Source organism: Jeotgalicoccus halotolerans (assembly GCF_003387165.1).
Taxonomy (GTDB): Bacteria; Bacillota; Bacilli; order Staphylococcales; family Salinicoccaceae; genus Jeotgalicoccus; species Jeotgalicoccus halotolerans.
Genome location: NZ_QUMW01000009.1, coordinates 60,223 through 82,032 on the forward strand (window position 1 = coordinate 60,223; position 21,810 = coordinate 82,032).

The 21,810-nt window shown below is 37.3% G+C and carries 23 protein-coding genes and 1 pseudogene; 19 read left to right on the forward strand and 5 right to left on the reverse strand.

Going from position 1 to position 21,810, the window contains the following annotated elements; all coding sequences use genetic code 11:
* Window position 1 precedes the first annotated feature (1 nt).
* From DFR63_RS01565 to DFR63_RS01620, 13 genes are all read left to right on the forward strand, one after another.
* The gene (locus tag DFR63_RS01565; protein ID WP_162842256.1) at window positions 2–457 is read left to right on the forward strand and encodes a gp17 family tail completion protein; all 456 of its coding nucleotides are present in this window, start codon (window positions 2–4) and stop codon (window positions 455–457) included.
* Between the two features lie 5 nt (window positions 458–462).
* Window positions 463–1,002 (forward strand): phage tail protein, encoded by a 540-nt coding sequence (locus tag DFR63_RS01570; protein WP_115884001.1) that lies wholly within the window; start codon window positions 463–465, stop codon window positions 1,000–1,002.
* A gap of 62 nt (window positions 1,003–1,064) precedes the next feature.
* Window positions 1,065–1,559: a tail assembly chaperone gene (locus DFR63_RS01575; protein ID WP_115884002.1), complete on the forward strand. Its 495-nt coding sequence runs from the start codon at window positions 1,065–1,067 to the stop codon at window positions 1,557–1,559.
* Between the two features lie 11 nt (window positions 1,560–1,570).
* Window positions 1,571–1,909, forward strand: coding sequence for a hypothetical protein (locus tag DFR63_RS01580; protein WP_115884003.1), 339 nt, complete (start codon window positions 1,571–1,573; stop codon window positions 1,907–1,909).
* A gap of 293 nt (window positions 1,910–2,202) precedes the next feature.
* A complete protein-coding gene (locus DFR63_RS01585; protein ID WP_147302188.1) occupies window positions 2,203–4,935 on the forward strand; it encodes a phage tail protein in 2,733 nt (910 codons plus the stop codon).
* Window positions 4,935–5,738, forward strand: a complete 804-nt coding sequence (locus DFR63_RS01590; RefSeq protein WP_115884005.1) for a distal tail protein Dit — start codon at window positions 4,935–4,937, stop codon at window positions 5,736–5,738. Before DFR63_RS01585 ends, DFR63_RS01590 begins: the two co-directional genes overlap by 1 nt.
* Window positions 5,735–9,613 carry a phage tail spike protein gene (locus tag DFR63_RS01595; protein WP_115884006.1) on the forward strand — a complete coding sequence of 1,293 codons (3,879 nt, stop codon included), beginning with the start codon at window positions 5,735–5,737 and terminating at the stop codon, window positions 9,611–9,613. Before DFR63_RS01590 ends, DFR63_RS01595 begins: the two co-directional genes overlap by 4 nt.
* A 50-nt stretch (window positions 9,614–9,663) precedes the next feature.
* Window positions 9,664–10,095: a DUF1617 family protein gene (locus tag DFR63_RS01600; protein WP_115884007.1), complete on the forward strand. Its 432-nt coding sequence runs from the start codon at window positions 9,664–9,666 to the stop codon at window positions 10,093–10,095.
* A gap of 2 nt (window positions 10,096–10,097) precedes the next feature.
* Window positions 10,098–10,409, forward strand: coding sequence for a hypothetical protein (locus DFR63_RS01605; protein WP_115884008.1), 312 nt, complete (start codon window positions 10,098–10,100; stop codon window positions 10,407–10,409).
* A 35-nt stretch (window positions 10,410–10,444) separates the two neighbouring features.
* Window positions 10,445–10,813 carry a DUF2951 family protein gene (locus DFR63_RS01610; protein ID WP_162842257.1) on the forward strand — a complete coding sequence of 123 codons (369 nt, stop codon included), beginning with the start codon at window positions 10,445–10,447 and terminating at the stop codon, window positions 10,811–10,813.
* Window positions 10,814–10,955: 142 nt separating this feature from the next.
* The gene (locus DFR63_RS01615; protein WP_115884009.1) at window positions 10,956–11,252 is read left to right on the forward strand and encodes a hypothetical protein; all 297 of its coding nucleotides are present in this window, start codon (window positions 10,956–10,958) and stop codon (window positions 11,250–11,252) included.
* Window positions 11,253–11,314: 62 nt separating this feature from the next.
* Window positions 11,315–11,473, forward strand: a complete 159-nt coding sequence (locus tag DFR63_RS11695; RefSeq protein WP_162842258.1) for a hypothetical protein — start codon at window positions 11,315–11,317, stop codon at window positions 11,471–11,473.
* Window positions 11,473–12,342, forward strand: a complete 870-nt coding sequence (locus DFR63_RS01620) for an N-acetylmuramoyl-L-alanine amidase (RefSeq protein ID WP_115884010.1) — start codon at window positions 11,473–11,475, stop codon at window positions 12,340–12,342. The genes DFR63_RS11695 and DFR63_RS01620 overlap by 1 nt, the downstream gene beginning before the upstream one ends.
* A gap of 147 nt (window positions 12,343–12,489) precedes the next feature.
* Here the strand turns inward: DFR63_RS01620 and DFR63_RS01625 are convergent, their stop codons facing one another.
* Window positions 12,490–12,930, reverse strand: coding sequence for a hypothetical protein (locus DFR63_RS01625; protein WP_115884011.1), 441 nt, complete (start codon window positions 12,928–12,930; stop codon window positions 12,490–12,492).
* A 198-nt stretch (window positions 12,931–13,128) separates the two neighbouring features.
* Here DFR63_RS01625 and DFR63_RS01630 point away from each other — a divergent pair, with 198 nt between their 5' ends.
* The 3 genes from DFR63_RS01630 to DFR63_RS01640 all read left to right on the forward strand — a co-directional run bounded on the left by DFR63_RS01630 (window position 13,129) and on the right by DFR63_RS01640 (window position 14,654).
* Window positions 13,129–13,773 (forward strand): hypothetical protein, encoded by a 645-nt coding sequence (locus DFR63_RS01630; RefSeq protein WP_115884012.1) that lies wholly within the window; start codon window positions 13,129–13,131, stop codon window positions 13,771–13,773.
* Window positions 13,766–14,185, forward strand: coding sequence for a hypothetical protein (locus DFR63_RS01635; protein ID WP_115884013.1), 420 nt, complete (start codon window positions 13,766–13,768; stop codon window positions 14,183–14,185). The genes DFR63_RS01630 and DFR63_RS01635 overlap by 8 nt, the downstream gene beginning before the upstream one ends.
* 82 nt (window positions 14,186–14,267) lie before the next feature.
* Window positions 14,268–14,654: a YolD-like family protein gene (locus tag DFR63_RS01640; RefSeq protein WP_115884014.1), complete on the forward strand. Its 387-nt coding sequence runs from the start codon at window positions 14,268–14,270 to the stop codon at window positions 14,652–14,654.
* A gap of 663 nt (window positions 14,655–15,317) precedes the next feature.
* On the opposite strand, the pseudogene DFR63_RS11890 reads toward DFR63_RS01640, so the two are convergent.
* The 3 genes and pseudogenes from DFR63_RS11890 to DFR63_RS01655 form a co-directional block, all read right to left on the reverse strand.
* A pseudogene (locus DFR63_RS11890) lies at window positions 15,318–15,637 on the reverse strand (MazG nucleotide pyrophosphohydrolase domain-containing protein).
* A 395-nt stretch (window positions 15,638–16,032) separates the two neighbouring features.
* A complete protein-coding gene (locus tag DFR63_RS01650; RefSeq protein WP_115884015.1) occupies window positions 16,033–16,878 on the reverse strand; it encodes a MurR/RpiR family transcriptional regulator in 846 nt (281 codons plus the stop codon).
* A 57-nt stretch (window positions 16,879–16,935) separates the two neighbouring features.
* Window positions 16,936–17,955, reverse strand: a complete 1,020-nt coding sequence (locus DFR63_RS01655; RefSeq protein ID WP_115884016.1) for an NAD/NADP-dependent octopine/nopaline dehydrogenase family protein — start codon at window positions 17,953–17,955, stop codon at window positions 16,936–16,938.
* Between the two features lie 177 nt (window positions 17,956–18,132).
* On the opposite strand from DFR63_RS01655, the gene DFR63_RS01660 reads away from it, so the two are divergent.
* From DFR63_RS01660 to DFR63_RS01670, 3 genes are all read left to right on the forward strand, one after another.
* Window positions 18,133–19,146 (forward strand): ornithine cyclodeaminase family protein, encoded by a 1,014-nt coding sequence (locus tag DFR63_RS01660; RefSeq protein ID WP_115884017.1) that lies wholly within the window; start codon window positions 18,133–18,135, stop codon window positions 19,144–19,146.
* Window positions 19,147–19,169: 23 nt separating this feature from the next.
* Window positions 19,170–20,546 carry a sodium/glutamate symporter gene (locus DFR63_RS01665; protein WP_115884018.1) on the forward strand — a complete coding sequence of 459 codons (1,377 nt, stop codon included), beginning with the start codon at window positions 19,170–19,172 and terminating at the stop codon, window positions 20,544–20,546.
* 243 nt (window positions 20,547–20,789) lie between these two features.
* Window positions 20,790–21,065, forward strand: a complete 276-nt coding sequence (locus DFR63_RS01670) for a hypothetical protein (protein WP_115884019.1) — start codon at window positions 20,790–20,792, stop codon at window positions 21,063–21,065.
* A gap of 105 nt (window positions 21,066–21,170) precedes the next feature.
* On the opposite strand, the gene DFR63_RS01675 is transcribed toward DFR63_RS01670, so the two are convergent.
* The gene (locus tag DFR63_RS01675; protein WP_115884020.1) at window positions 21,171–21,650 is read right to left on the reverse strand and encodes a DUF4352 domain-containing protein; all 480 of its coding nucleotides are present in this window, start codon (window positions 21,648–21,650) and stop codon (window positions 21,171–21,173) included.
* Between the last annotated feature and the right edge of the window lie 160 nt (window positions 21,651–21,810).

Here is a 21,810-nt window from a genome sequence, read left to right on the forward strand (position 1 = left end):
GGTGCAACGATATAAATCAGCTGAACAAGATTTAGCACGGTCAGTAATGAATAATCTATTGCAGTCTCCAATGATGGAGAAAGTGGACGGCAATATTTATGACAGGCAGCAAGACGGTATCGGCTATGACGAAAACATGAACAAGATTACACCATTCACATATATTATTGTCGGAGAATGTAGTGTATCGAGAGCGTATTCCAGTGCATCGCATACGGAAGAAATCTCACTCACATTGCATCTGTATCATCGCTCCGGTAAGTATACAACGGCAGACATGACTCGCGGCTTACTGACCGATTTAGAACACTACGCGACGGCTAATCCGGTCATGCAATATTACGAAATTAAAAGAATCCGACTGATTAATAAACAGACGATTCCAGATATAGATTTAGAAACATCACACGGCATATTGCAATTGCGGTATGTCGTTAAACATTTAACAAGGAGATGAAGTAAATGGCAGTAGATAAATGGACATTACTCGGTATTCCGACAAGCGTTCCCACAGCACAAGCGACAGCTGAAAATTATGTCATGACAGGCACAAGTGAATTTTCTCATGAGATTGAAAACGAATTAAGAGAATCAATCAAAGGTAATCGTAAAGATTGGAGTGGGGGCGTTGTCGAAGAAACTATCTCGGTCACTTTCCCTTACGACCCAACATTTACAGCAGACAGAGATTTTAAAGATGCATGTAAATACGGTAGACAGATGCGTTTTTGGATTATCGATAACACTTTAGTCGGGACAGGAGAAACTGCAAAACATAACTCAACTTTCGCTTATGTAATCCCTGAGTCACGCTCATTATCTGTTGATGATGAATCCGACACAATTGAAGTATCTCTTAAAGTGAAACTTAACTCGGCAGATGGTGAAGAGCCGAAACTACCAGATGAAATTTTAGATCCATCACTCGCAGGACAAGTGGCATACGAAACAATCGGAGCTGCAACAGGCGATTTGGAAAATGCAACGACACAAGAAGTTTAATAACAGGGTGGCTTTTGCCACTCTTTTTTATTTATCTATTTTGAATTGGAAGGAAGATTTTTATGACTGAAGCGATTAAGGAATTAAGAATTAATGACAATATATATAAAGCAAAAGGTACTTATTTATTTGGTAAAACGGCTGAAAAGTACGCTAAAAATGAATTGAATGAAGAAACAGGTAAAGAACAAAAAGGTGACGGAGTGACATCTATCTTTATGGGGCTTATGCAGCAAGACCCTGATGCTCTTGTTAAGTTCTGGCATTGTGGGACATCACATTATAAGAAAGAAGCGCCATCTTTAGAAGATATTGCTGAAGCGATTGAAGATATTGCGGATGAATCAGACTTACATCCTTATTTTGTTGGAGCTTTACGCTTACTCAATGAGGGCGGGTACTACAAGGGAAAGCTACAGACACTATGGTTCATGATGCATCGTTCTTACTCGAAGCTGAAAGGCGAAGAGAAAGAGAAACAGAAGGATTCAATCGAAATGTTCAAGGAACTGTACGAGGAAATCACGGGCAATCCGCCGTACGAAAGCAAGGCTTAGATTTTGATTATGTGATTGAAAAGACAATCCAGTTAATCGGCTATATTTCTGTTCAAGAGTTAGAATTACTGACTCCGCACGAATGGGAGCAAATGATTAAAGGTGCCAGGCACCGCCGATTAGACGGCCTGGAAGATATGCGTACACAATCCATTATGTTCGCTCAATTAAACCACGGAAAAAACGTTAAAGCTATCAGTAAAAAGCTTGATGAAGAACGTGTGCTGATCAATCAAACGAAATCGTCTTATGAATTTGATAAAGAACAAAAACGCAAACATGAACGTGCAAAACGCATGGTCAGACAACGAGCATTGCAACGTTGGTTAGATAATAAAAATTCAAAATAGATAAGTAAGAAAGGAGTGGAGCGATGGATAACATCAGTCGATTTATTGCAGAAATTCAAGCGAATATACGTAATTTTGAGCGTAATGTTAAGAAAGCGCAAGCGATGGCTACAGCATTACCTAACGAAATCGAAACTGAAGTTGATGCTGATATTAGTAAGTTCCGCCGGGGACTACTACAAGCGGAAGCACTCGCGCGACGTTTTTCGGCAAAAAACATAGTAAAAAACGTGGTTGTCAGAGTAGATAGAGCTCGGAATAACCTAAGAAGATTCGTCGATGATGTTGATCGAATGAACGACAATTTCCAAAACGAGCTCATGCGACTTGCAAAGATGATTTCTGCAGTCGGGATTGTACTGGGTAATGTCATACGTGGAGGATTACTTGCATCATTTAGTGCTCTAATTCCGATTATCGCAAGCTTAACTTCAGCAATTATGGCACTCGGTAATGCTTTAGGTGTGACGGTCGGTAACATACTTGGATTTGTGGGTGCGTTAGGTGTAGCGGGTTTAGGCGCGGCTGCTTACGGAGGCTTAGTCGCTTCTGTACTGGCGCGTTACAATGATGAAGCCTTTGAAGCAACAGAGTCATCCAGCGCTTTCACACGAGCCTTAGACAGTATTAAATCGGCATGGAGTGGCATTGTAGACCAGAATATCGACAGGATATTTATGCAGATGGGACAAGCTATCTATGGGGCGCAGTTTGCACTGGAAGGCTTAACACCATTTATCAACGATGTGGTTCAATCCATGACGGGTATGACGAATAAATTTAAAGAGTTCATGAAAGAATCGCCAACGATGCTGCGTTTCTACGACAACATGAGTACGAAAGGCTCAACGGTATTCGATAGTGTCATTAACGGATTGGGGCAGTTTGGTAAAGGCTTAGTTGATATGGTCAACGCCGGCATGCCATTGATTGAAAATGTCGCTGGTGCATTCGAGGATATGGGCACGAAGTTTGCGGACTGGTCGGCTCGTATGGCAGAAAATGACGGTTTTAAAGCATTTACGGATTATGTGAATGAAAATATGCCGAAGATTAGTTCTATTTTTGGCGATGCCTTTCACGGTATTATTGATTTATTCGCTGCTTTTGGAGAGAACAGTTCGCTTGTTTTAGATGGATTAGTCGATATGATGGAGCGATTCAGAGAATGGTCGGCCACAATTAAAGAATCGGACGGGTTCCAGAAATTCATTGATTACATTCAAACGAATGGACCAACGGTTGTTGGACTGATCGGGAACATTGTCATGATGGTAGTGAACTTTGCAGTTGCTATGGCTCCAATCGCACAAGTTGTCCTCGAGGTTGTTAATGCGATTATTGCCTGGACGGCGGAGCTGTTTAAAACGAATCCAATAGTGGCGCAAGTTATTGGGGTCATTACGACATTGGCAGGTATATTTATGATGCTCGTGCCAACGATATTAGTCGTAACCAAAGTCTTGCTGCCCTTCATCGGTATGCTGATTAGATTGTTCACTCAATCTGCACTGGTTAAAGGTGCTATTTCCTTGTTGGGCGCAGCATTATCATTCTTAGGTGGTCCTGTCAGCATTGTTATTGCTGCGATTACAGCGCTTGTTGCGATATTTGTTATGGCTTATCAGGAACTTGAATGGTTCCGAAACATTGTAAACACGGCCTGGACGTTTATCTCGACATTTATACAAGAACGTGTTGCCCTGATTATTGAAACGTTCAATCAATTCAGAGAGCAGGGGCAAGGGATTTTTGAAGCGTTGTGGAATACGATTGTCACAATAATTTCTGAAGGTCTCGCACAAACGTACAATTCTATTATTCAATGGGTAACTAGTGTTATCGCTGCGATTGTTGCTTGGGGCATACAGTTAACTTCAACAGTAACATCTGCTTTAACTCAATTCGCTTTAACAATAGCAATGAAACTTATTGAGGCTAAGAATAACTTCGTTACATGGATAGCTTCAACTATAGCGAGCATTGTTGCATTTGGAGCAAGCATAATCAGCAGTATCATTTCAACAATGACATCTTTTGTATCATCAATCATTAGTGGTACAGCAAGTGCGCTAAGTGCAATAGTTAGTTTTATTGCATCGGGGATCAGTTCAATTGTTTCTTTCGGAGCGAGTATTGTTTCAACGATTATTAGTGCGATGGCGAGCTTTGTTAGTTCAATTATTTCCGGCACAGTAAGTGCGCTATCTGCGATTTCATCATTTGTATCGTCAGCAATTAGTTCGATAGTAAGTTTTGTATCGAATTTAATTAGCAATATTACTTCCGGAATGAGTAGTTTTGTAAGTAGCATAGCATCTGGCACATCAAGTGCACTATCGACTTTTGCATCATTCATTTCCTCTGCGATAAGTAGCATAGTGAGCTTCGTGTCACAAATTGTGTCGAACATCACTTCAGGAATGTCGCAATTCGTTTCCGCTATCGTTTCTGGTGGTGCAAGTGCAGTAAGTGCAGTGGTATCTATGGGGAGTCAAATAGTATCTTCTGTAACTGGATTTGTCGGTGATATGGTGAGTGCAGGTGCTGATTTAATTCGAGGGCTGATAAACGGTATCAAAAATATGGCAGGCGCTGCGGTAGATGCTGCCAAATCTGTTGTAGGAGATGCCATAGCAGGTGCTAAAAACTTACTCGGCATTAACTCTCCATCCCGTGTATTCCGTTCATTCGGTGAGTACACTATGCAAGGATTAGAAATCGGTATAAACCGTATGGCAAGTCGAGCAGTCGGTGCAGTAACCGATGTGGCTAAAGATATGACGAACTCATTTGCGCCTGATTTAACGACGACTGCTGATATAGATAGTCAGATTGGCTCGATTGATAGAAATATCAGACATAGCGTGCAAGATGATATAGATCGCGGTATTGAAATTAATCAGAATGCCAACATCAACTTAAATCTCGGTAACCGCTCATACAGGGCATTTGCTGAAGATATTAATCACGAGAACACAAGAGTTACAAACTTAGAAGAATCGTATTTAGGAGGTGCGTATTAATGTTTGAAGTTGAATATGAGGGTCCAGGGCAGGAGACGGGTGAGCTGATAATCAGTTCGCCTTTTTCATTGCTTGTAGATGGTCGGAATATCGACAGTTATTACTCAAATAACGATTTGCGAGTAGAAACAATTAATGTCTATGGACGGCAAACAAATGAATATGATATTCAAACAACGACTCCTGCTAAATACAATGGTCAAATGGTGCTAGGCAAGCGTATGAAGGCGAAAAGTATTCAGGTAGTGTTATTTATCGAAGCAGAAGAAATGGGGCTAATTCAAGCGTTTATGAGTGATTTAAACAATCGTTTAAGAAATGCGAATACTATTGCTTTCAAAGATGAGCCGGATTTAACGTATTATGCTGAATTCGAGAGCGCAGACGTACCGCAGGAGGGCTTGAAGCAAGAGGTCACATTAAACTTCTTATGGCATGATCCGATGAAGTACAAAATTGAGAAACGCATTGATTATGTGAATGCACAACGCTTAGTAATTGATTCTGTAGAGCCTGTACATCCCGTGATTGAATTGCAATTTGAAACAGGGATTAAAACTTGGTCGATGCGCAACACATCCACAGGAATGAATATAAACTATGAACATGAGTTGATATCCGATCGTTATCAAATGGATTTAGAAGAATTATATCTAACACGAAGCGCAAATGAAGTTGATGCAATGGATGGTTTAAAACTGGATTCTGACTTTGAAGAATTCACAGTTAAGAACGGCGACCAAATCGTCGTCACTCCGACTCCGCAAAGCATCACGATACGTTACAGAGGTGTCAGCCTATGATTTATCTATTTGACAGAACGAAAAAACTACAAAAGATTATCCCAAGAAAGCATATAAATAGCGCAAAACCCACAGTGGTACGCAACGGCATTTACCAACTTGCCGTTGAAGTGCCACTTTTTTATGAAACTAAACAAGGTACGCATTACAATTATCAAAAATCAGTCAGCAAAGCAGAATTTGCCGGGCACTACGATGATAAAGGCAGATTCCAACTGTATAAAATATACTCACGCAACATTACTGCAAATGAGCAAGGCGAGTTTCTACTATTCGATGGTGTGCATATCTTCTTCGATGAAGCGAAAGCTATGGGGAATATTCATGACAGACGATTCAGGGATAGCGAAGCAAAAGCGCCTGCTGATGCTGCATTTAACTCAATTGGTTGGACTGTCATTGATTATGATGTGACTGATAGACATGATATTAACTTTTATCGCGCGAGTATTACGGATGCCTGGAATGATTTAATTTCCACATATGGCGTTGAATTTGATTACGAGCTGCAGTTTGACGGCCGTAAGATTATTAGTAAAAACATCATCATGAAGAAACAAATCGGGCGATGGACTGGTCAGCGTTTTGCTTATGGTACGAATGTGCTTACGCTTACTCAAGAACAAGATGAGTCAGAAGTGTATACTGCTGCGGTGGGTCGTGGACGCGGTGAAGAATCTGGCGATGGCTTTGGTCCGCGTTTAGAATTCGGAGACATCGCTTGGAGTAAGGACGGTATTACTAAACCAGTTGGACAGAATTATATTGAGCTTCCTTCTGCAACTGCAGAATACGGTTTTATTGAAGATGGTGTTGTGAAACCTCGTATTGCACCGGAAGTAATATTCGAGGATATCGAAGATAAAATCAAACTAGCTGATGCAACGTATTACTGGCTGCTTGAAAACTGTCTGCCTAAAGCGACGTGGAAAACAGAAGTGGCACGGATTGGTAATCTTAAACTTGGTGATACAGTCGGTGTTCTGTATAAAGCCGCGGGCATTATTAAGCGCGCTCGTGTTGAGAAGATTGAATATAACCTACTTGATCCGGAGCTTAGCAAACTCACGTTAGGTGACTTCCATCATTTTGAGAACCGCCAGATGAAACGGATTAATGCTCAAATTAAACGGTTAGGTAGAGATTCCAATGACCGAATCACTCGTATTAAAAATGAATGGAATGCTTGGATTGATAATCAGTTCACTGCTGCAATGAATCAATTTGAACAAAACTTAATCGACCAACAAGCAGAAATCGAAGCTGACCGTGAGAACATGACGAATCTCATCGAAGGTACGCGCACTGAATTTACCGACAATCTAAACGCAGAAATCACGCAGACGAAGGAATACGCTGAACAGCAAGCGCAGGAGAAAGCGGAGGAAGTACGCACAGACTTAGAAACGGTCACAAGTGGACACCAAGAAATGCTTGACAGCTTGAAAGATAACGTAATGAACATCGATGATTTTATCGGACCGCGCGACAGAACGTTGCAATCTATATTAGATATCCAGAGGGAAGAACTGGAACAGAAGATTGAAATATACAATCGTCGATACCCGAACTTAGTTATCGGTACGACACTAGAGAATATAGAGGGATTCGAGCCGTGGTCTGACACACAATTTGAATTACGGACAAACGAAAGTCTGAATTACATTCGGACGTACGTTGAATCAAGTCGCTTTACTTGGGGGTATCACTATCCAGATACTGTTTATTTAGAGCAAGGTAAAACATACACATTGGCATTTGATTTTAGGAGTGACGTTATTAAAGATTTGGACTACACGTATTTCATGGGTCCTTATTCAAATGTACCACTTGACACTGCTCTTTTAAGAGGATTTATGGCAGATGGTGAGTGGCACAGATATTACATCACTTTCAATTGGATTAATACAACTCGACAAGCAAGACTTTTGATAGGCACAAACCGTGAAAGAGGTGACACTTCATCAGGTTGGTTTGACACACGTCAAATTCATGTATACGAGGGCGATGCGCACGATATACCGTGGTCGCCATCACCTTCAGATAACTCACAAATTGTTAGTCAACTACTTTTTGAAATGCGTCAACTCGAAGATGGGATGAGTACACTCGCAACTAAAACTGAAGTGGATCTATTGACGGGGAATGTAACGCAACTCACTAACGAATACCAATCTACATCGGAGCAAGTAAGTAGTAAGTTGCAAAATCTTGATGATGTACTCGGTGTAAACGGTAGTCATTTCACGCAAATCGCTGAACAAGTGCAGTCTAAAGTGTGGTTGAACGATGTCACGGACATTAACCCAAACTTAATTCCTTTTGCAGATGTAAGTGAAGGAGAAAACTTGGAGCGATGGAAACCACCGTCATTCATTAATGTGAACTCCCGTTGGGTAGATGAGTTTAGGGAATACGTCGTCCGTTCAACGTTGTCAGGAACGGTTCTTGGCGTTCAGTCAGAAACATTTGAAGTGGTTAGCGGAGAAGATTTAACACTATCATTTATTGGTAGGACATCGACAAACTGGAACTCCAGCCCAGACTTCAGATACACCTATCTAATTAATGAAAACGGCACAAACCAATTTTTAGGTAGTGCAACAGGTCATGAAGTCATCGATGCTTCAAGAAGACGAAGTACATGGAAGTTCAAAGCGAGCTTTACAGGAAGGGCAAGAGTATTAATCGGGACTTACCGATTATCTGCTAACACCGATGCTCGGTTTAGCTTCAAAGAGCCTAAATTAGAGCGTGGCAATGTACGCACACCGTTCCTTAACGCTTTCAGTAACATTGAACAACTCGCTAATAAAATTGCATTGCAGGTGCAGGAAATAGACGGGGAATATTTATCGCAATCTGACGTTGCGATTCAACCTGACTACGTTCAAATCGGCGCACAACGTATTGGCGGAGAAACAATCGGTGCGGTGTTGCGTGTCAGTCCAACGGGAATTGATATGGTCGCTGAAGCCATGCGATTAAGTGGCGACTTATACGTTGATGGAGATATTACAGCATTGGCAATACAAGCAATAGAAGGTAACTTTGCTCGCCTTTTCGCTAATCAATTAACAGCTAATGTGATTACAGCAGACCACATTCAAGTGGGTACAGTATTAATCGACAAAATGTTTGCTACTTCGGCTAGAATCGACCAACTCATCACGAAAACACACTTCGTCAACGAAATGCACACATTGACGTTGAACGTTGTGGATTTAAACGCTTCACAAATACGAACTCGATTATTATCCGCAAACACAATCGAAGCATCATGGATAAAATCCGGCACAGCATTACTCGACAGAGTATTTTCGTCTACAGCGATGTTCGAGCGGATGATGGCTAAAAGTGCGTTTGTAACAACATTAAGTACAGTTACACTCGACTTACACGAGCTGACGATATGGCGACCAGACGGTGTACCGTTCGTGATGAACGGTATGGAACGCTTCGGGCATCCGGTCCCTGTAGTACGCTACATCGACGATGAAGTTGAAACCGATGATAAAACGTACTGGACTAACAGCAGGGGAGCGCAAGTTGTGGGTATTGCTTACGGTGACCATGCAGGACGTTACTATAATTTAGTTGTTGGAATGGGATTACGTTGGGATAGCGATTATGCTACACAGTATTGTAACGTTCAAATCAGAACGGTCAATTCTCCAACTGGAGTGAATATTCCTGTTTTCAACAAAGAAATCACTGCTAGGCGAAGCGACGGACTGCAATGGCACACATTAAGCGTGCCGTTAGGTCGTCCGACTTACGGAGCAATGACTTTTCAAATTGAAATATTCAGACGCGGAGAGAATGTATACGCGCCGGTGGAAATGCGTTACGCACGTTCATGGATTAGTGCTTAGAGACTTACAAACGTAGGTCTCTTTTTTATATAAAATTGGAGGGTTTAATTATGAAATTAGAAATATTAAACGGCACACTATATGCAATCGCAGAATATTTACCGAACTTAAAGTTAAACGGGCGAGCAAACCGCGCTAGACAGCGGCTGCTTAAAAAGGTTGTCGAGAAGTTCCAAGAATTGCAATCGGATGCACAGGAATTGAAAACGGAATACCCCGACAACGCAGACAAGCAGAATGAGGGATTCGTTGAGTTATACAAAGAAAACGCAATTCTCGACATGACGGAAAACGAACACTTAATGCCGTCACTGTACGATGCGTTGCTTGATTATCCACATGAGATAAGCGTTGAGAGAAATAACGGCAACCCGTCTGATGCGAGCATACACGATTATTTAATCGATGTGTTGGAAGCAGAGATTGATAATAACGGCGCAGAAGCCGATAACGAAAATACAGAATTAGTGGAGGAGAAATAATTATGACATTAACAGGTAAAGAAACAAACTACTACATTGCACGTTACAACAACTCAAGCGACGAACATTCAGTTCTAAGATTTAACAGTTACAACGGTCTATTTTCGGCGGTAAACGACTTTGAACAAGCAACGAAGTATAAGACGTTTGACGAAGTTAAGCAGTTAGTTAATATTCACAATATGATGGCGAACCTTACAAACCAAGCGTATGAGTATTACGCAATGAAGCATGACACCGAATCCTTTCGATTAGACGAGAATGGCGACATTGTGACTGAAGAAGAACCGGTAGAAGAACAGCCCACGGAATAACCGTAGGCTTTTATTATGCAGAAAGGGGTGAGCGTTTGCCTGCGTCATTAGAAGGTCATGAAAAACGACTATCAAGATTAGAAAGAAAAGATGAACATTACGAAGAACGTTTTTCACGGCTTCATAAGAAGATCGATGAAAACGAAAAGAAATCCGAAGAAGAAACAAAGAGAATATTTGATGTATTGGACGAAATCAAAACTGGACAACACTCACAAGAGTTGGTTAATCAAAAAATGAACTTTACGTTGGACAGTATAAACAGAGAACGTGAGATTGACAAAGAAGCAAAAAAAGAGAACAGGCAAGATATGAAAAAATTAAAATATTGGATGCTTGGGCTAATCGGAACGCTCGGCACTTCCCTACTGGTGGCTCTTATACGAACATGGCTAGGAATATGAAAGGTGGTGAGTTCAAACGATGCAAACAGCTAGCGAATTTATCATTTTAGGCGCAAGTTTCTGGCAGTGCTTCTGGTTGGGTATTTGTAAATAACGCATGAGGGGCGAAAGCTCCTCTATTTTTATTGGAGGTGAACTATTAATGGAACGTGAACAACATACAGTTAGCGACAGAAAAGTTAAGCACGAAGTGAAAAGCGACAAAATAAAAGGTTTAATCCACCAGATACTCGGCATACTGTTGGCATTTTCAGCGTTTGCAGGTGTCGCGGGGTTTGGTATGGAATGGCTCGATGAAGAACTCATTAACTCATTCGGTGTATTACTTTACGCAATAGCCGGTTTTGGTTACACAGCATATACGATTTACAAAAACCATTTCAGTGGTAGAAAAGCGCAAAAACAAAACGAAGAACTAAAGAGAAAAGGTTTGAAATAAGCATCTTAACAGAAATGTTGAGGTGCTATTTTTATGCCCAAATTTAATAAGGAGTGATAGGTATGGTAGAGAAAACTCAAGCAGAAAAAGAACGTGACGATGTATTTACTAGAAATCAAAAATTCGGCGGTGTCGGTGAAGATATTAAGCCAGTGGAAAAACCGGAAAAAGCAGACGAAACACAATTCAAAGGCTTCAAACCCGATGAGGAGGTTAAATAATGGCATATAAAATTGTAAATAATATGTTGCCCACAAGTAAGTACGGCATTAAAGCGCCATACGCAATGAATCCGTTATATATTACTGTCCACAATACAGGAAACACGGCATCCGCACGTAATGAAGCAGCGTACCATAACAATAATAATGCACAGGTCAGCTATCATGTAGCTATAGACGATAAAGAGGCGGTACAACTCATTCCGTTCAATCGCACAGCCTGGCACGCAGGTGATGGTATGGGTAATGGTAATATGCGATCAATCGGCATTGAAATCTGTTACTCAATGGATAATGGATATTCAGGCGCTAAATCAGCCAGGTATAAAGCAGCAGAGGAAAACGCAGCACTATATATCGCTTATGTGCTTAAACAGTACGGTTGGGGAATGGACAGACTGAAACGTCACTACGACTGGAGCGGTAAAGACTGTCCACATAAAATGCACGCAACGAACAGTTATCAAGCGTTTAGAAACCGTGTACAAGCGCATTTAAATGCACTGAATAGCAATAGTAGCAAACCGGTTTCGAAGCCTGCCAGCAAGCCTAAACCGTCAAAAAAACCTACAAGCAGCAAGAAGTCAACGGCGACTATTGTGAATGAAGTAATAGCCGGTAAGTGGGGCACTGGAAATGCTCGATTCAACGCTTTGAGAAAGGCGGGATATAACCCTACGACTATTCAGAACGCTGTCAATAAGAAATTAGGCGCAAGTCCTTCTAAGTCAGCTAAAAAGTCTATTGATACTGTTGCACGTGAAGTCATTGCTGGTAAGTGGGGCAACGGTAACGCTCGCTTCAACGCGCTTAAAAAGGCTGGATACAACGCAAACGCAGTCCAGAAACGAGTTAATCAGTTACTATAAAACACGTCACTAAGCACTCGCGAAATTACAGACACAATATATGGCTTGAACAACCATAATAAAATTAAATAATTCAACTACAAAACCCCTCGAACACATTACTGGAATGGTGTGTAAGAGGGGTGTTTTTAATATGTATATCTTTATTTAGTGACTTAATATAAATTGTATTAAGTCATTTATGAAAGAAATATCTTCTTTAAAGTTTCTAGCTGAAGATATAATAACTAATATATACATTAGTTTCTCTTCCACACTTTTCTCTCTTAAATCTTCTCCTGCGACATCTATTAACTCCTTTCCTCTTTTATCTTCAAATACCTTCTCAATAAGGTTTAATTTACTATGATTATTAATATCAGATGTGTATATTGCAATAATATTATTTATAAAATCATCGTTCTCTGAATCAACCACGCGCAAAACATCATTCTGATGTTCATATTTACCATCATCTGGCATAACATTCCTTAAGCAATTAGGACAAGTTACAGTAATACCGCTTATTTCAATTGTAGAATTTTCAAGAAAAATAGGCATAGAGAACACGGATGAACATTCAGGACAAACTGCTGGGATATTTGGCATTAAATAATAACCTCCTCATTCAATAATCTAATCATATATTATTTCATAAGCTTTTAACATATATGATTTATATTTCAAATACACAGGTATTGCTCAAATAATGAACTTTATGTTAATATATTACGCTCATATCTATGAATTTACACATTTTTAGTCTACTATTATGAGTGAAGAAGAAAAAGAGAGGAGGGCAAGTATATGGTATGGACTCCTAAAGCAAGAATGGAAAAATTAAGATGGTTACTCATGGAGCGAGAGACATCTAACTATCGTAACTTACAAATTCAGAAATTTTTATTTTTCAATGAAATGTTTAATAAATTACATGGAAAACAATATGATATAAGCAGTCTAAGAGCATATGAAAACGGCCCTGTATTTAGTAACACTTATGGAGATCTCATTCATGAAGAAGATGAATTTTACGATGAATTGAAAAAGGTTGAAATCAACCTTACTCCAGAGGAAATCGACAATATGAAAAGGTCTGAGTGTATAATTAAAACACTCACTGATTATGAACTATCAGAATTAACGCACCACTTAGATTTATGGAAGAGCAAAGAAGAGCGTATCGCCAATGGTGAAAGACAAATACCTATAGAGGACTCCGACATATCTGAACAAGATATGAAAAAAATATCTCAATTATATGATTTGTATGAAGGTATGGATGATAAAGAAATCATAGAAATTAGTGATAAAAGGTACGTTATTTCAAAAGAAGATATGTCTAAACTAACAAATGAACACACGGAAGTTCTTGATAAACTCAGTGTGCATGAAAATTTAATTAATCCAGTGTATGTATCAATTGAGGATGGAGTGTTAATGATTGATTAAAGAAAGAGATGTTACAACGTTAAAAATGCCATTCCCTGATATAAGCTCGGGATTAGCGTTATCTGCGCATATGTATATTTGTTATGAATCAGGTGAAAGCAAAAAAATGTTTAAAGTCCAATCATTAAAACCACGTCACCTTATGAATATGCCAGCTAATAATTGCATAATTGAAGAAAAAGATATTCAAAGAAATCCATTTAACAAAAAGTCTATAATAGATTTAGACAAATATTTTCTCCTGGAAAGAGTGAGAATTAAAGAGTGGGTTCTCGCTAAAACCAGAAGAGATATCTGCTCTGATCTATATAATAAGATACGAGAAGAAACAGAAGATTTATCAATCTGTCACGAACAAAAAATGAATGTAGATGAAATCGTAACACTTAATAAAGCTGTGAGTAAGATATAATAATAAGCCCTCCAAAAGAGGGCTATTTTAATCTTTACATACAGAACATACGTTCGCTATAATTACCCTAAAAGGTGATTCTATGAACGTATCTAAACTAGCTGACATCAATATTCCACAAGGCAGAGGCATGATTAAGTGGGCGCCATTTGCCACGATGCCGGAACAGTTTGAAAATGTGAGCAGAATGAAAGTGGAACAAGTACATGTGCCTAAACCTAATCTGACAGATGAATTGCAGCAGGATATGGAGTTGAAGTTGCGTGAATTGTTAGGACAAAACGTCATATTGCGGTACTGGCAGAGCGGTTACGAGTACCAGGTAGAATGTGTCATCGAGAGCTTGGACGATTGGAGCAGGGTGGTTACTGTGCGTAAAGAGGACAGTTTTATGTTTGTTCAATTTGAACATATTTATAGTGTGGATGAGTATGATTATATGAGTGATTTAGACTGCCTATATTCATAAATTTAGACTAAACATGGTATAATATAGACGTGCAGTTCTCCGGTATTAATGAGACGAGAGAACTAATTGTGATGTTATATTGTAGCTTCAAACTGGACGGTGTGGAAAGCCGTCCTTTTATTATGCTAAAATTAAATCAGTGCTTAACATGGTGTTATCTATTCTGCAAAATAGCGCACAAAAAATCCGCCTTTCTACTATAATAAGTAGTGGGCGGTATTAAAATAGATATTTGAAGTGGGTAAACACTCGCTTGCAATTTTCACAACGGATATCTGTCTGTAAATCTCGTTGACGTATTTTCGTGCTATACTTATGATTGCATTGAGTGCATTGGACGTTTTCTTTCAGTAACGGATCAAATCGATAATTTTCTAAAAAGTATATGATTTTCATGTGTATCCTTTCGCAATCAGTTTAATTTGAGTATAGCATTTTCTGACCCCGTATCTGATAAAATATTTATAAATTACGTTTGTCACACATTAACAGGATAATGTAACCCCTTGATTTAACTGGATAATATTTATATAGAAATTAAGGAAAAACGAGATTTGAGATTCTCTCCATCTCCGCTTATATAAGCTCAACCCCAAAAGGGGTTGAGCTTTTTTGTATGAATATTTCTAATGCTGATAAAATATATCTTAAATCGAACATAATTTAATCAATTGGATATATAGAATTTAACTTGTCGGTATGAGCTTAAACACTTTTTCCAGAGATATATCGTATTTATTTGCGAGTATAGAGACGTTTCCGAGAACATCCCCGAGCTCTCAAATTAATTCATTTCTGTTTTCAGTGTATGACTCAGCTTCTTCATCGGGTCTATCTCGACCGATTTCCAAAGCGCGAATGGCTCTGGCGACCTCTCCGGTTCCCTCAGCAAGAAAACCAATTCGCATAAAAATATCTAAATCAGATCATCCTCTGCTTTTATAATATTTTTCCACACAATGTTGAAATTCAGTAGCGTTCATATATATTCCCCCTGTTTAATAGTCGAGTGCTATTAAAGCAATGAGAGTGAGAAATACAACTTGTAAAATAATTAACTCTTCAATAGGAGTTATTGTCGAAAGAGGAGTACATAATTACATAAGGAACTTCATTTTTTGGTGTAGTTTTCTATTTTGGTTTAAAATATGCATGTAAAAAGGGTCTGCAGTAAGTGTGAAATTAGGAGTTGTAGATTGCTTAGTATTAATCAGATTAGTAACACTATACAAAATTATTAAATCAATTAAGTATAGCTGTTGCTTCAAATTTTTAACTTTCGAAAAAGAACAAACGTTTGTTCTAAATATTTATAATATTATATAATTGAATAGAAGCCCAATCTTAAGAAGACTGAGCTTTTATTTTTGTAAGTAATTTACTTAGAAAAACCAAATCGTTCATTCAAAAAGTTCATTTCTTCAACGTTTTTGAATAAAGTCGAGCTGTCTTGCAGAGCTAATAAATAGTTAAGAATGTCAATAATCATAACTGTAGAAACATGCGAGTTTGAGTATGAATTTGCTTCTACATTTGTAATCAATAAGATACTCGCATTATTACTTATATCTGTTGAGTGATTATCTGTAATAGCAATCTGTTTTATATTTTTTTCTTTCACATATTGACTAAGGTTTCCCATTCTTGAAGAATAGGTGGGGATAGAGATGAAAATTACTAAATCTTCATTATTCATTCCGCGAATATAATCTAATGCTTCAAGTGTTTCTCCATTAAAAAGAGTAGATTTTGCATAAAACTCATTTATGTGTACATTCAACATATGTGCAGGACCGTATGAGTTCTTTCGAGCAACAATTAATATCTTTCGAGCATTTTTAATTGCTTCTTTAAACTCTACAAATGTTTCGAGTTTATTGTTATAAGCTGTTTGGTTTAAGTTAGAAACAGACTGATTATAAACAATAGAAACAGCATCATCATTAGTTTGTTTATTCTCAGTATTAATATTTTGTGTTTTTGGCATAGCTAGTCTTTTTTTAACTATATCTTGAATAACTTTCTGAAGATCTGGAAATCCACTATATCCAAGGTCTTGAGAAAACCTAACCACAACAGATTCACTGACATTCGCAGATTTTGCAACTTTGCTTGCGGTAGTAAAAGCTGCTTCGAGCCAATTATCTAAAATATAGTATGCAACTCTTTTTTTTGCCTCGCTGGCAGATTCTATAGAATCTTGAATTTGTGTGAATATAGACATATTAAAAGCCTCGTTTTCTATGGGATTTACGATTAGTAGTATATTTGAAAATGATTACTAAGAATATTGTTGAATATTACATATTCTTCTTCCTGTTTCTAAAAAGTTTTGATTATAGATAGAAGATGCGAGATTAATGACCAATTCCATCGTAGGTACATTGATATTTTTTCTTCTAGCTAAATAGTATAAAGGAACTAAGCTCATTGGAATATCTTCTAAAATATAACGTGAGTTTATACTCTCTGGAGCAACAATATCTTGATACTCAGTATTATATCGTATTCTATCATATAGCTCAGTATCGTCTCTTCCGTATTTGTCTTCCAACCATTCGTAAACTCCTATTACATCTATATCATATGCTTTACTTATTAAAAGTCTTTCATAGTCTAGTTTCTCAATAAATTTTGCAATAGAAGGACTGATACCTTCTTGGTAAAAGTTATATGAATCAGCATTATCTATACGAGATAGATTAAACAAGAAAAGTGTTGGGTGCAACATAGCTCCGATATTACTAAAGCTTGTAACTAATACGTTATTATATACAACAAAATAGGGGAGTATACTATTTAAATCTTTTACCACTTGAGGAGCTTTTTCTTTAGGTATAGTAGCAAGACCTACACTTTTTTTTGTACCATAGATTGTAATCTCAGTTGGAGCTTCTTTCCTACATGCAAACAATAAAGTTTCCGTTTCTCCAATAATATTGTTTTTGTCATATAACTCAAAAACTCTTTTAAATTGAATGGCTCCGCCTGTACGACCAGGATGTAAAACAATTGTTTGACTATCGATATATTTAACAACTTCTTTACTTAAGTCTTTATGTGCGAAAGAAGGGGTAATTATAAAAATATACTCACTTCCTTCAAGAGCAACTTGTAAATTATCTGTAACTAAATCAATGATGTAATCGATATTGTTATACGTAATAATATTATTGTTTAAAATTATGGGATCAATAACCTCTTTAAATTTATCATACAAGTTTACTGTATGACCCCTTTCTTTCAATTTTGCTGAAAAAGCTAATCCTCCATTACCGGCCCCAATTATTGTAAATTTCATATTATCTCTCCTTGCAATTTTAATTCTTAAAAAGCAATATTTATTGCTAAAATTGTATAATTAAATAAATCACTTGTCAAATAAAAGTCAGAAAATTCTATAATAAACAATAATAATTGTTGATTAGCAAGAATAATTGTGTTAAATTGACTTTAATAATAATTAGGAGGAAGAGAAATGAATAATTCAATATTGTTTTTAAATCAGGAATCAATTATCAAAAGTGGCGGGGACGATATCAAACAAGCAATAGAAGTAATGGAAGAAGTTTATTCTTTACATAATAAAAAAGATTATGTATTGCCGCCTAAAACTGTTTTAAGATGGGGAGATTTTGATTCAGAGAGCACCAGGGGGAGAGTTAATTCTATGCCGGCATCAATTGGAGGCGCTTTCAATAGTGTGGGTATTAAATGGATAGGGAGCTCACCTACTAATCCGGAAAAATATAATTTACCAAGAGCTTCAGCGATAATAGTTTTAAATGATTATGAAACATTTATACCCAAAGCAGTTATGGATGGAATGTTAATTAGTGCATTAAGAACTGGAGCTAATTCAGGTGTAGCAGCTAAATATTTAGCTAAAAAGGATTCAAAAACTGTTGGTTTAGTTGGCGCAGGTGCTCAAAGTAAAACACAATTATTAGCATTGAATCAAGTATTACCTAAATTAGAAAACGTAAAAATTTTCGATTTAAATGTAGATCGCGCAGAGGCCTTTAGTAAAGAAATGAGCGAGAGACTTAATTTGAAAGTTGAAACTGTTAATTCAGCTGAGAAAGCGGTAAAAGGATCAGATGTATTTGTAACTGCAACTGTTACTAAGGAACCTATAATTAAGGCAGAATGGATTGAAAAAGGAATGCTTTACTTACATGTCGGGAGTCATGAAAGTCATTTTGATGTAATTCATAAAGCAGATAAAATTGTAGTGGATGATTGGGAAGAATTAAAGCATAGAGGAGTAGAAACTTTACCTATTATGTTTGAACAAGGTGAATTTGACCCTGAAAATATTTATGGCCAAATCGGTGAAATTGTAAATAATATAAAAAAAGGCCGAGAAAATGATGAAGAATTCATTTATTTTAACAGTGTTGGTATGGGCATACAAGACGTAGCTTTAGCTTCAGTAATTTATGAAAATGCAATGAATAAAAATATAGGTAAAGAACTAGAATTATTTTAACTAAAGAATAAAGGGGGGAAACCATGATACCAACTGATGCTATTGATTCAGGTATTTTAAACAGTTTGTTATTTTATATAATGGTAATGGGACTATTATTAGTAGTAGCTGTATTCATTCGTATAAAGTTAAAGGTTTTCAAAAAATATTTTATCCCTGCTTCTTTAATAGCGGGTGTATTAGGGATAATATTTGGACCATTTGGAATTGGTATATTCTCTGAAGAGATGGTGAGTGCATGGGGTGCATTGGCAGGTATATTAATTTCAATAGTATTTGCACCAATGCTGCTTGGGGTTAAAAAGAGTGAAAATAAAGGGAAATCTAAGTTAATGATTAGACATCTTATTTTTAGTTACACAGCAAGTTTATTACAAATAGGAGTACCTCTTCTAGCAGCAAGCCTATTAATATTACCATTCTTCGATGTGCCCGAAATTTTTGCAACTATTATAGAGGTTGGATGGGCAGGTGGTCATGGAACAGCGGCTGGTATGTTCGAAGTTTATGATGCACTTGGTTGGGACGAAGGTGGATCTTTAGCAGTAACGACTGCTACGATAGGTATAGTATTCGGTATAGTATCTGGAATAATTATGATCAATATAGCAGTTAAGAAAGGTTATAGTGCTGTTATAAAAGATCAAAAAGATATTTCAACTGAAGATACTGAGGATATTATTCCTGTTGATAAACAAACAGCAAACTCAGTTGAAACTGTGAATCCAGACATGATTGAAAGTACAGCTTTTCATATAGGTTTAATTGGAATCGCTATCATTTTAGGTTGGTTCATGCAACAAGTTTTGAATATATTTGTAACCGGTATTCCACTGTTTCCACTTGCTATGATTGGTGGTTTAATAGTTAATGCGGTAATAATGAGAACGAAGTACAGTATTACTGTAGATAAAAAAACTTTGAATCGTATTCAAGGAGTAGCTTTAGATTTTCTTATATTAGGAGCTGTAGCTTCGATACAAATTCCTGTTGTAGTAGAGTTTGCGCTACCACTTATAATATTAACGGTAGTCACTGTCGGTTTAATGATGTGGTATTTCTACTATCTTGGTCCAAGATTCTTTCCTAAAGAATGGTTCGAAAATGCTATAGTTCATTATGGAGCTTATTCTGGTGTCACAGCAATAGGATTAATGCTATTAAGGACGGCAGATCCTAAAATGGAGACTGAGGCTGGACAAGGTTTTGCATTAAGAGCGCCTTTATATAGTCCGTTTTTAGGTGGCGGACTTCTTACAGCAATTATACCGCTATTGGTATTAAATAGTAGTGGGGTCATTATAGGGCTTAGTGCATTGGCAATAGTAGCTATATTATTATTAATTAGTCATTCACTTGGTTTGGTTAAGTTATTTGGCTCAAGAGAAAATTTTAACTAAATAAGAAAATCTGTGTAATAAAGAAACAACTTACCTCATTAAATCAACAATAAATGTAATGATTTTCTAAAGTGGAAATAGAAATTTACTTTAGAGAATTGAGTACAAAATTGTTTATTGTTTAATGAGGTTTTATACTTTTAAATGAATTTTTTATATAGAATAAATTAGTTAGTATCTCGTAATCATCTTTTTAATATCTTAAACTTAAAATACATAGTATAATATTTTAAGAAGAATGGAGTGATTGAGATAAAGAAGCTGATTGAGACAGTTAAGTCAGAGCATTGGGATATTGTAGTATCGACTGAAACAACATTAACTTTCACAACAGGACGCATTGAGTATACTATTACCAAGCGGCCATTAAAAGGTTATAAGTTTACAGAACTGTCGACCCACAGCGATAATGAGACTGTACACATTTTTGAAAGTCCTGAAGACTTAATTATTTATATTAATGAAAATAAAGCGTCCTGGGAGGAGAAGGTAATTCCTTTCGAACTAGGAGATGCTTAGTTTTTAGGCAGGATAGAATAATGTTCTTAATTTATAAAGCAACAAATATTTATTTCATAAAAAAACCGCTCTCTGTTTTATAAAGCAGAGGGCGGTTTTGTCTAACTATTCAGGTTCAATTGTATATCTTACTTTTTCGCTTTTTAATCTCTTAGAAGGTGAAAATTCCAGCTCAAACTCTGATGGTTCCCCCTTGATTTCAAAAGCCCGCTGACCGTTCGCGGTTTCGCCGTCTGCTACCCGGTTCATTAACTTTTCAACTGGATATGTATTAGTTTTAACACCATCCACGTACAAGTCGATGTCGACTCCTAGAGAATAGTCTTTGCCTGAATTGTTTTCAACTGTCAGATCGACGATTAATATAGCATCCGGGTTTGTGTTTGCCGAGCGGTTTATTTTATCAGCATAATAGGTATCGTCGACCGTCAGAGAGATACCTTCGATTGTTGACGTTTCTCCAATATTAAGATTTTCTTCAACTGCTTCAGCTTCAACTTCTCCTGATTCACCTCGATTGAATGCTCCGCATGCGGTCAGGAAGAACAAAGCAATAATACTTCCAAACAAAATATTCTTCTTCAATAATTACACCTGCCTTTAATAAGTTACTATACTTTTATCATGCTGTATAAGATCTCAATCATCAACGTCTCATCTTAGCTTTTTAATACTTTTATGTTTTTCTACACTAATAAAAAAATGAAGTTTTGCACTGGGCATATGTAAAAATAAAAAACCGCCT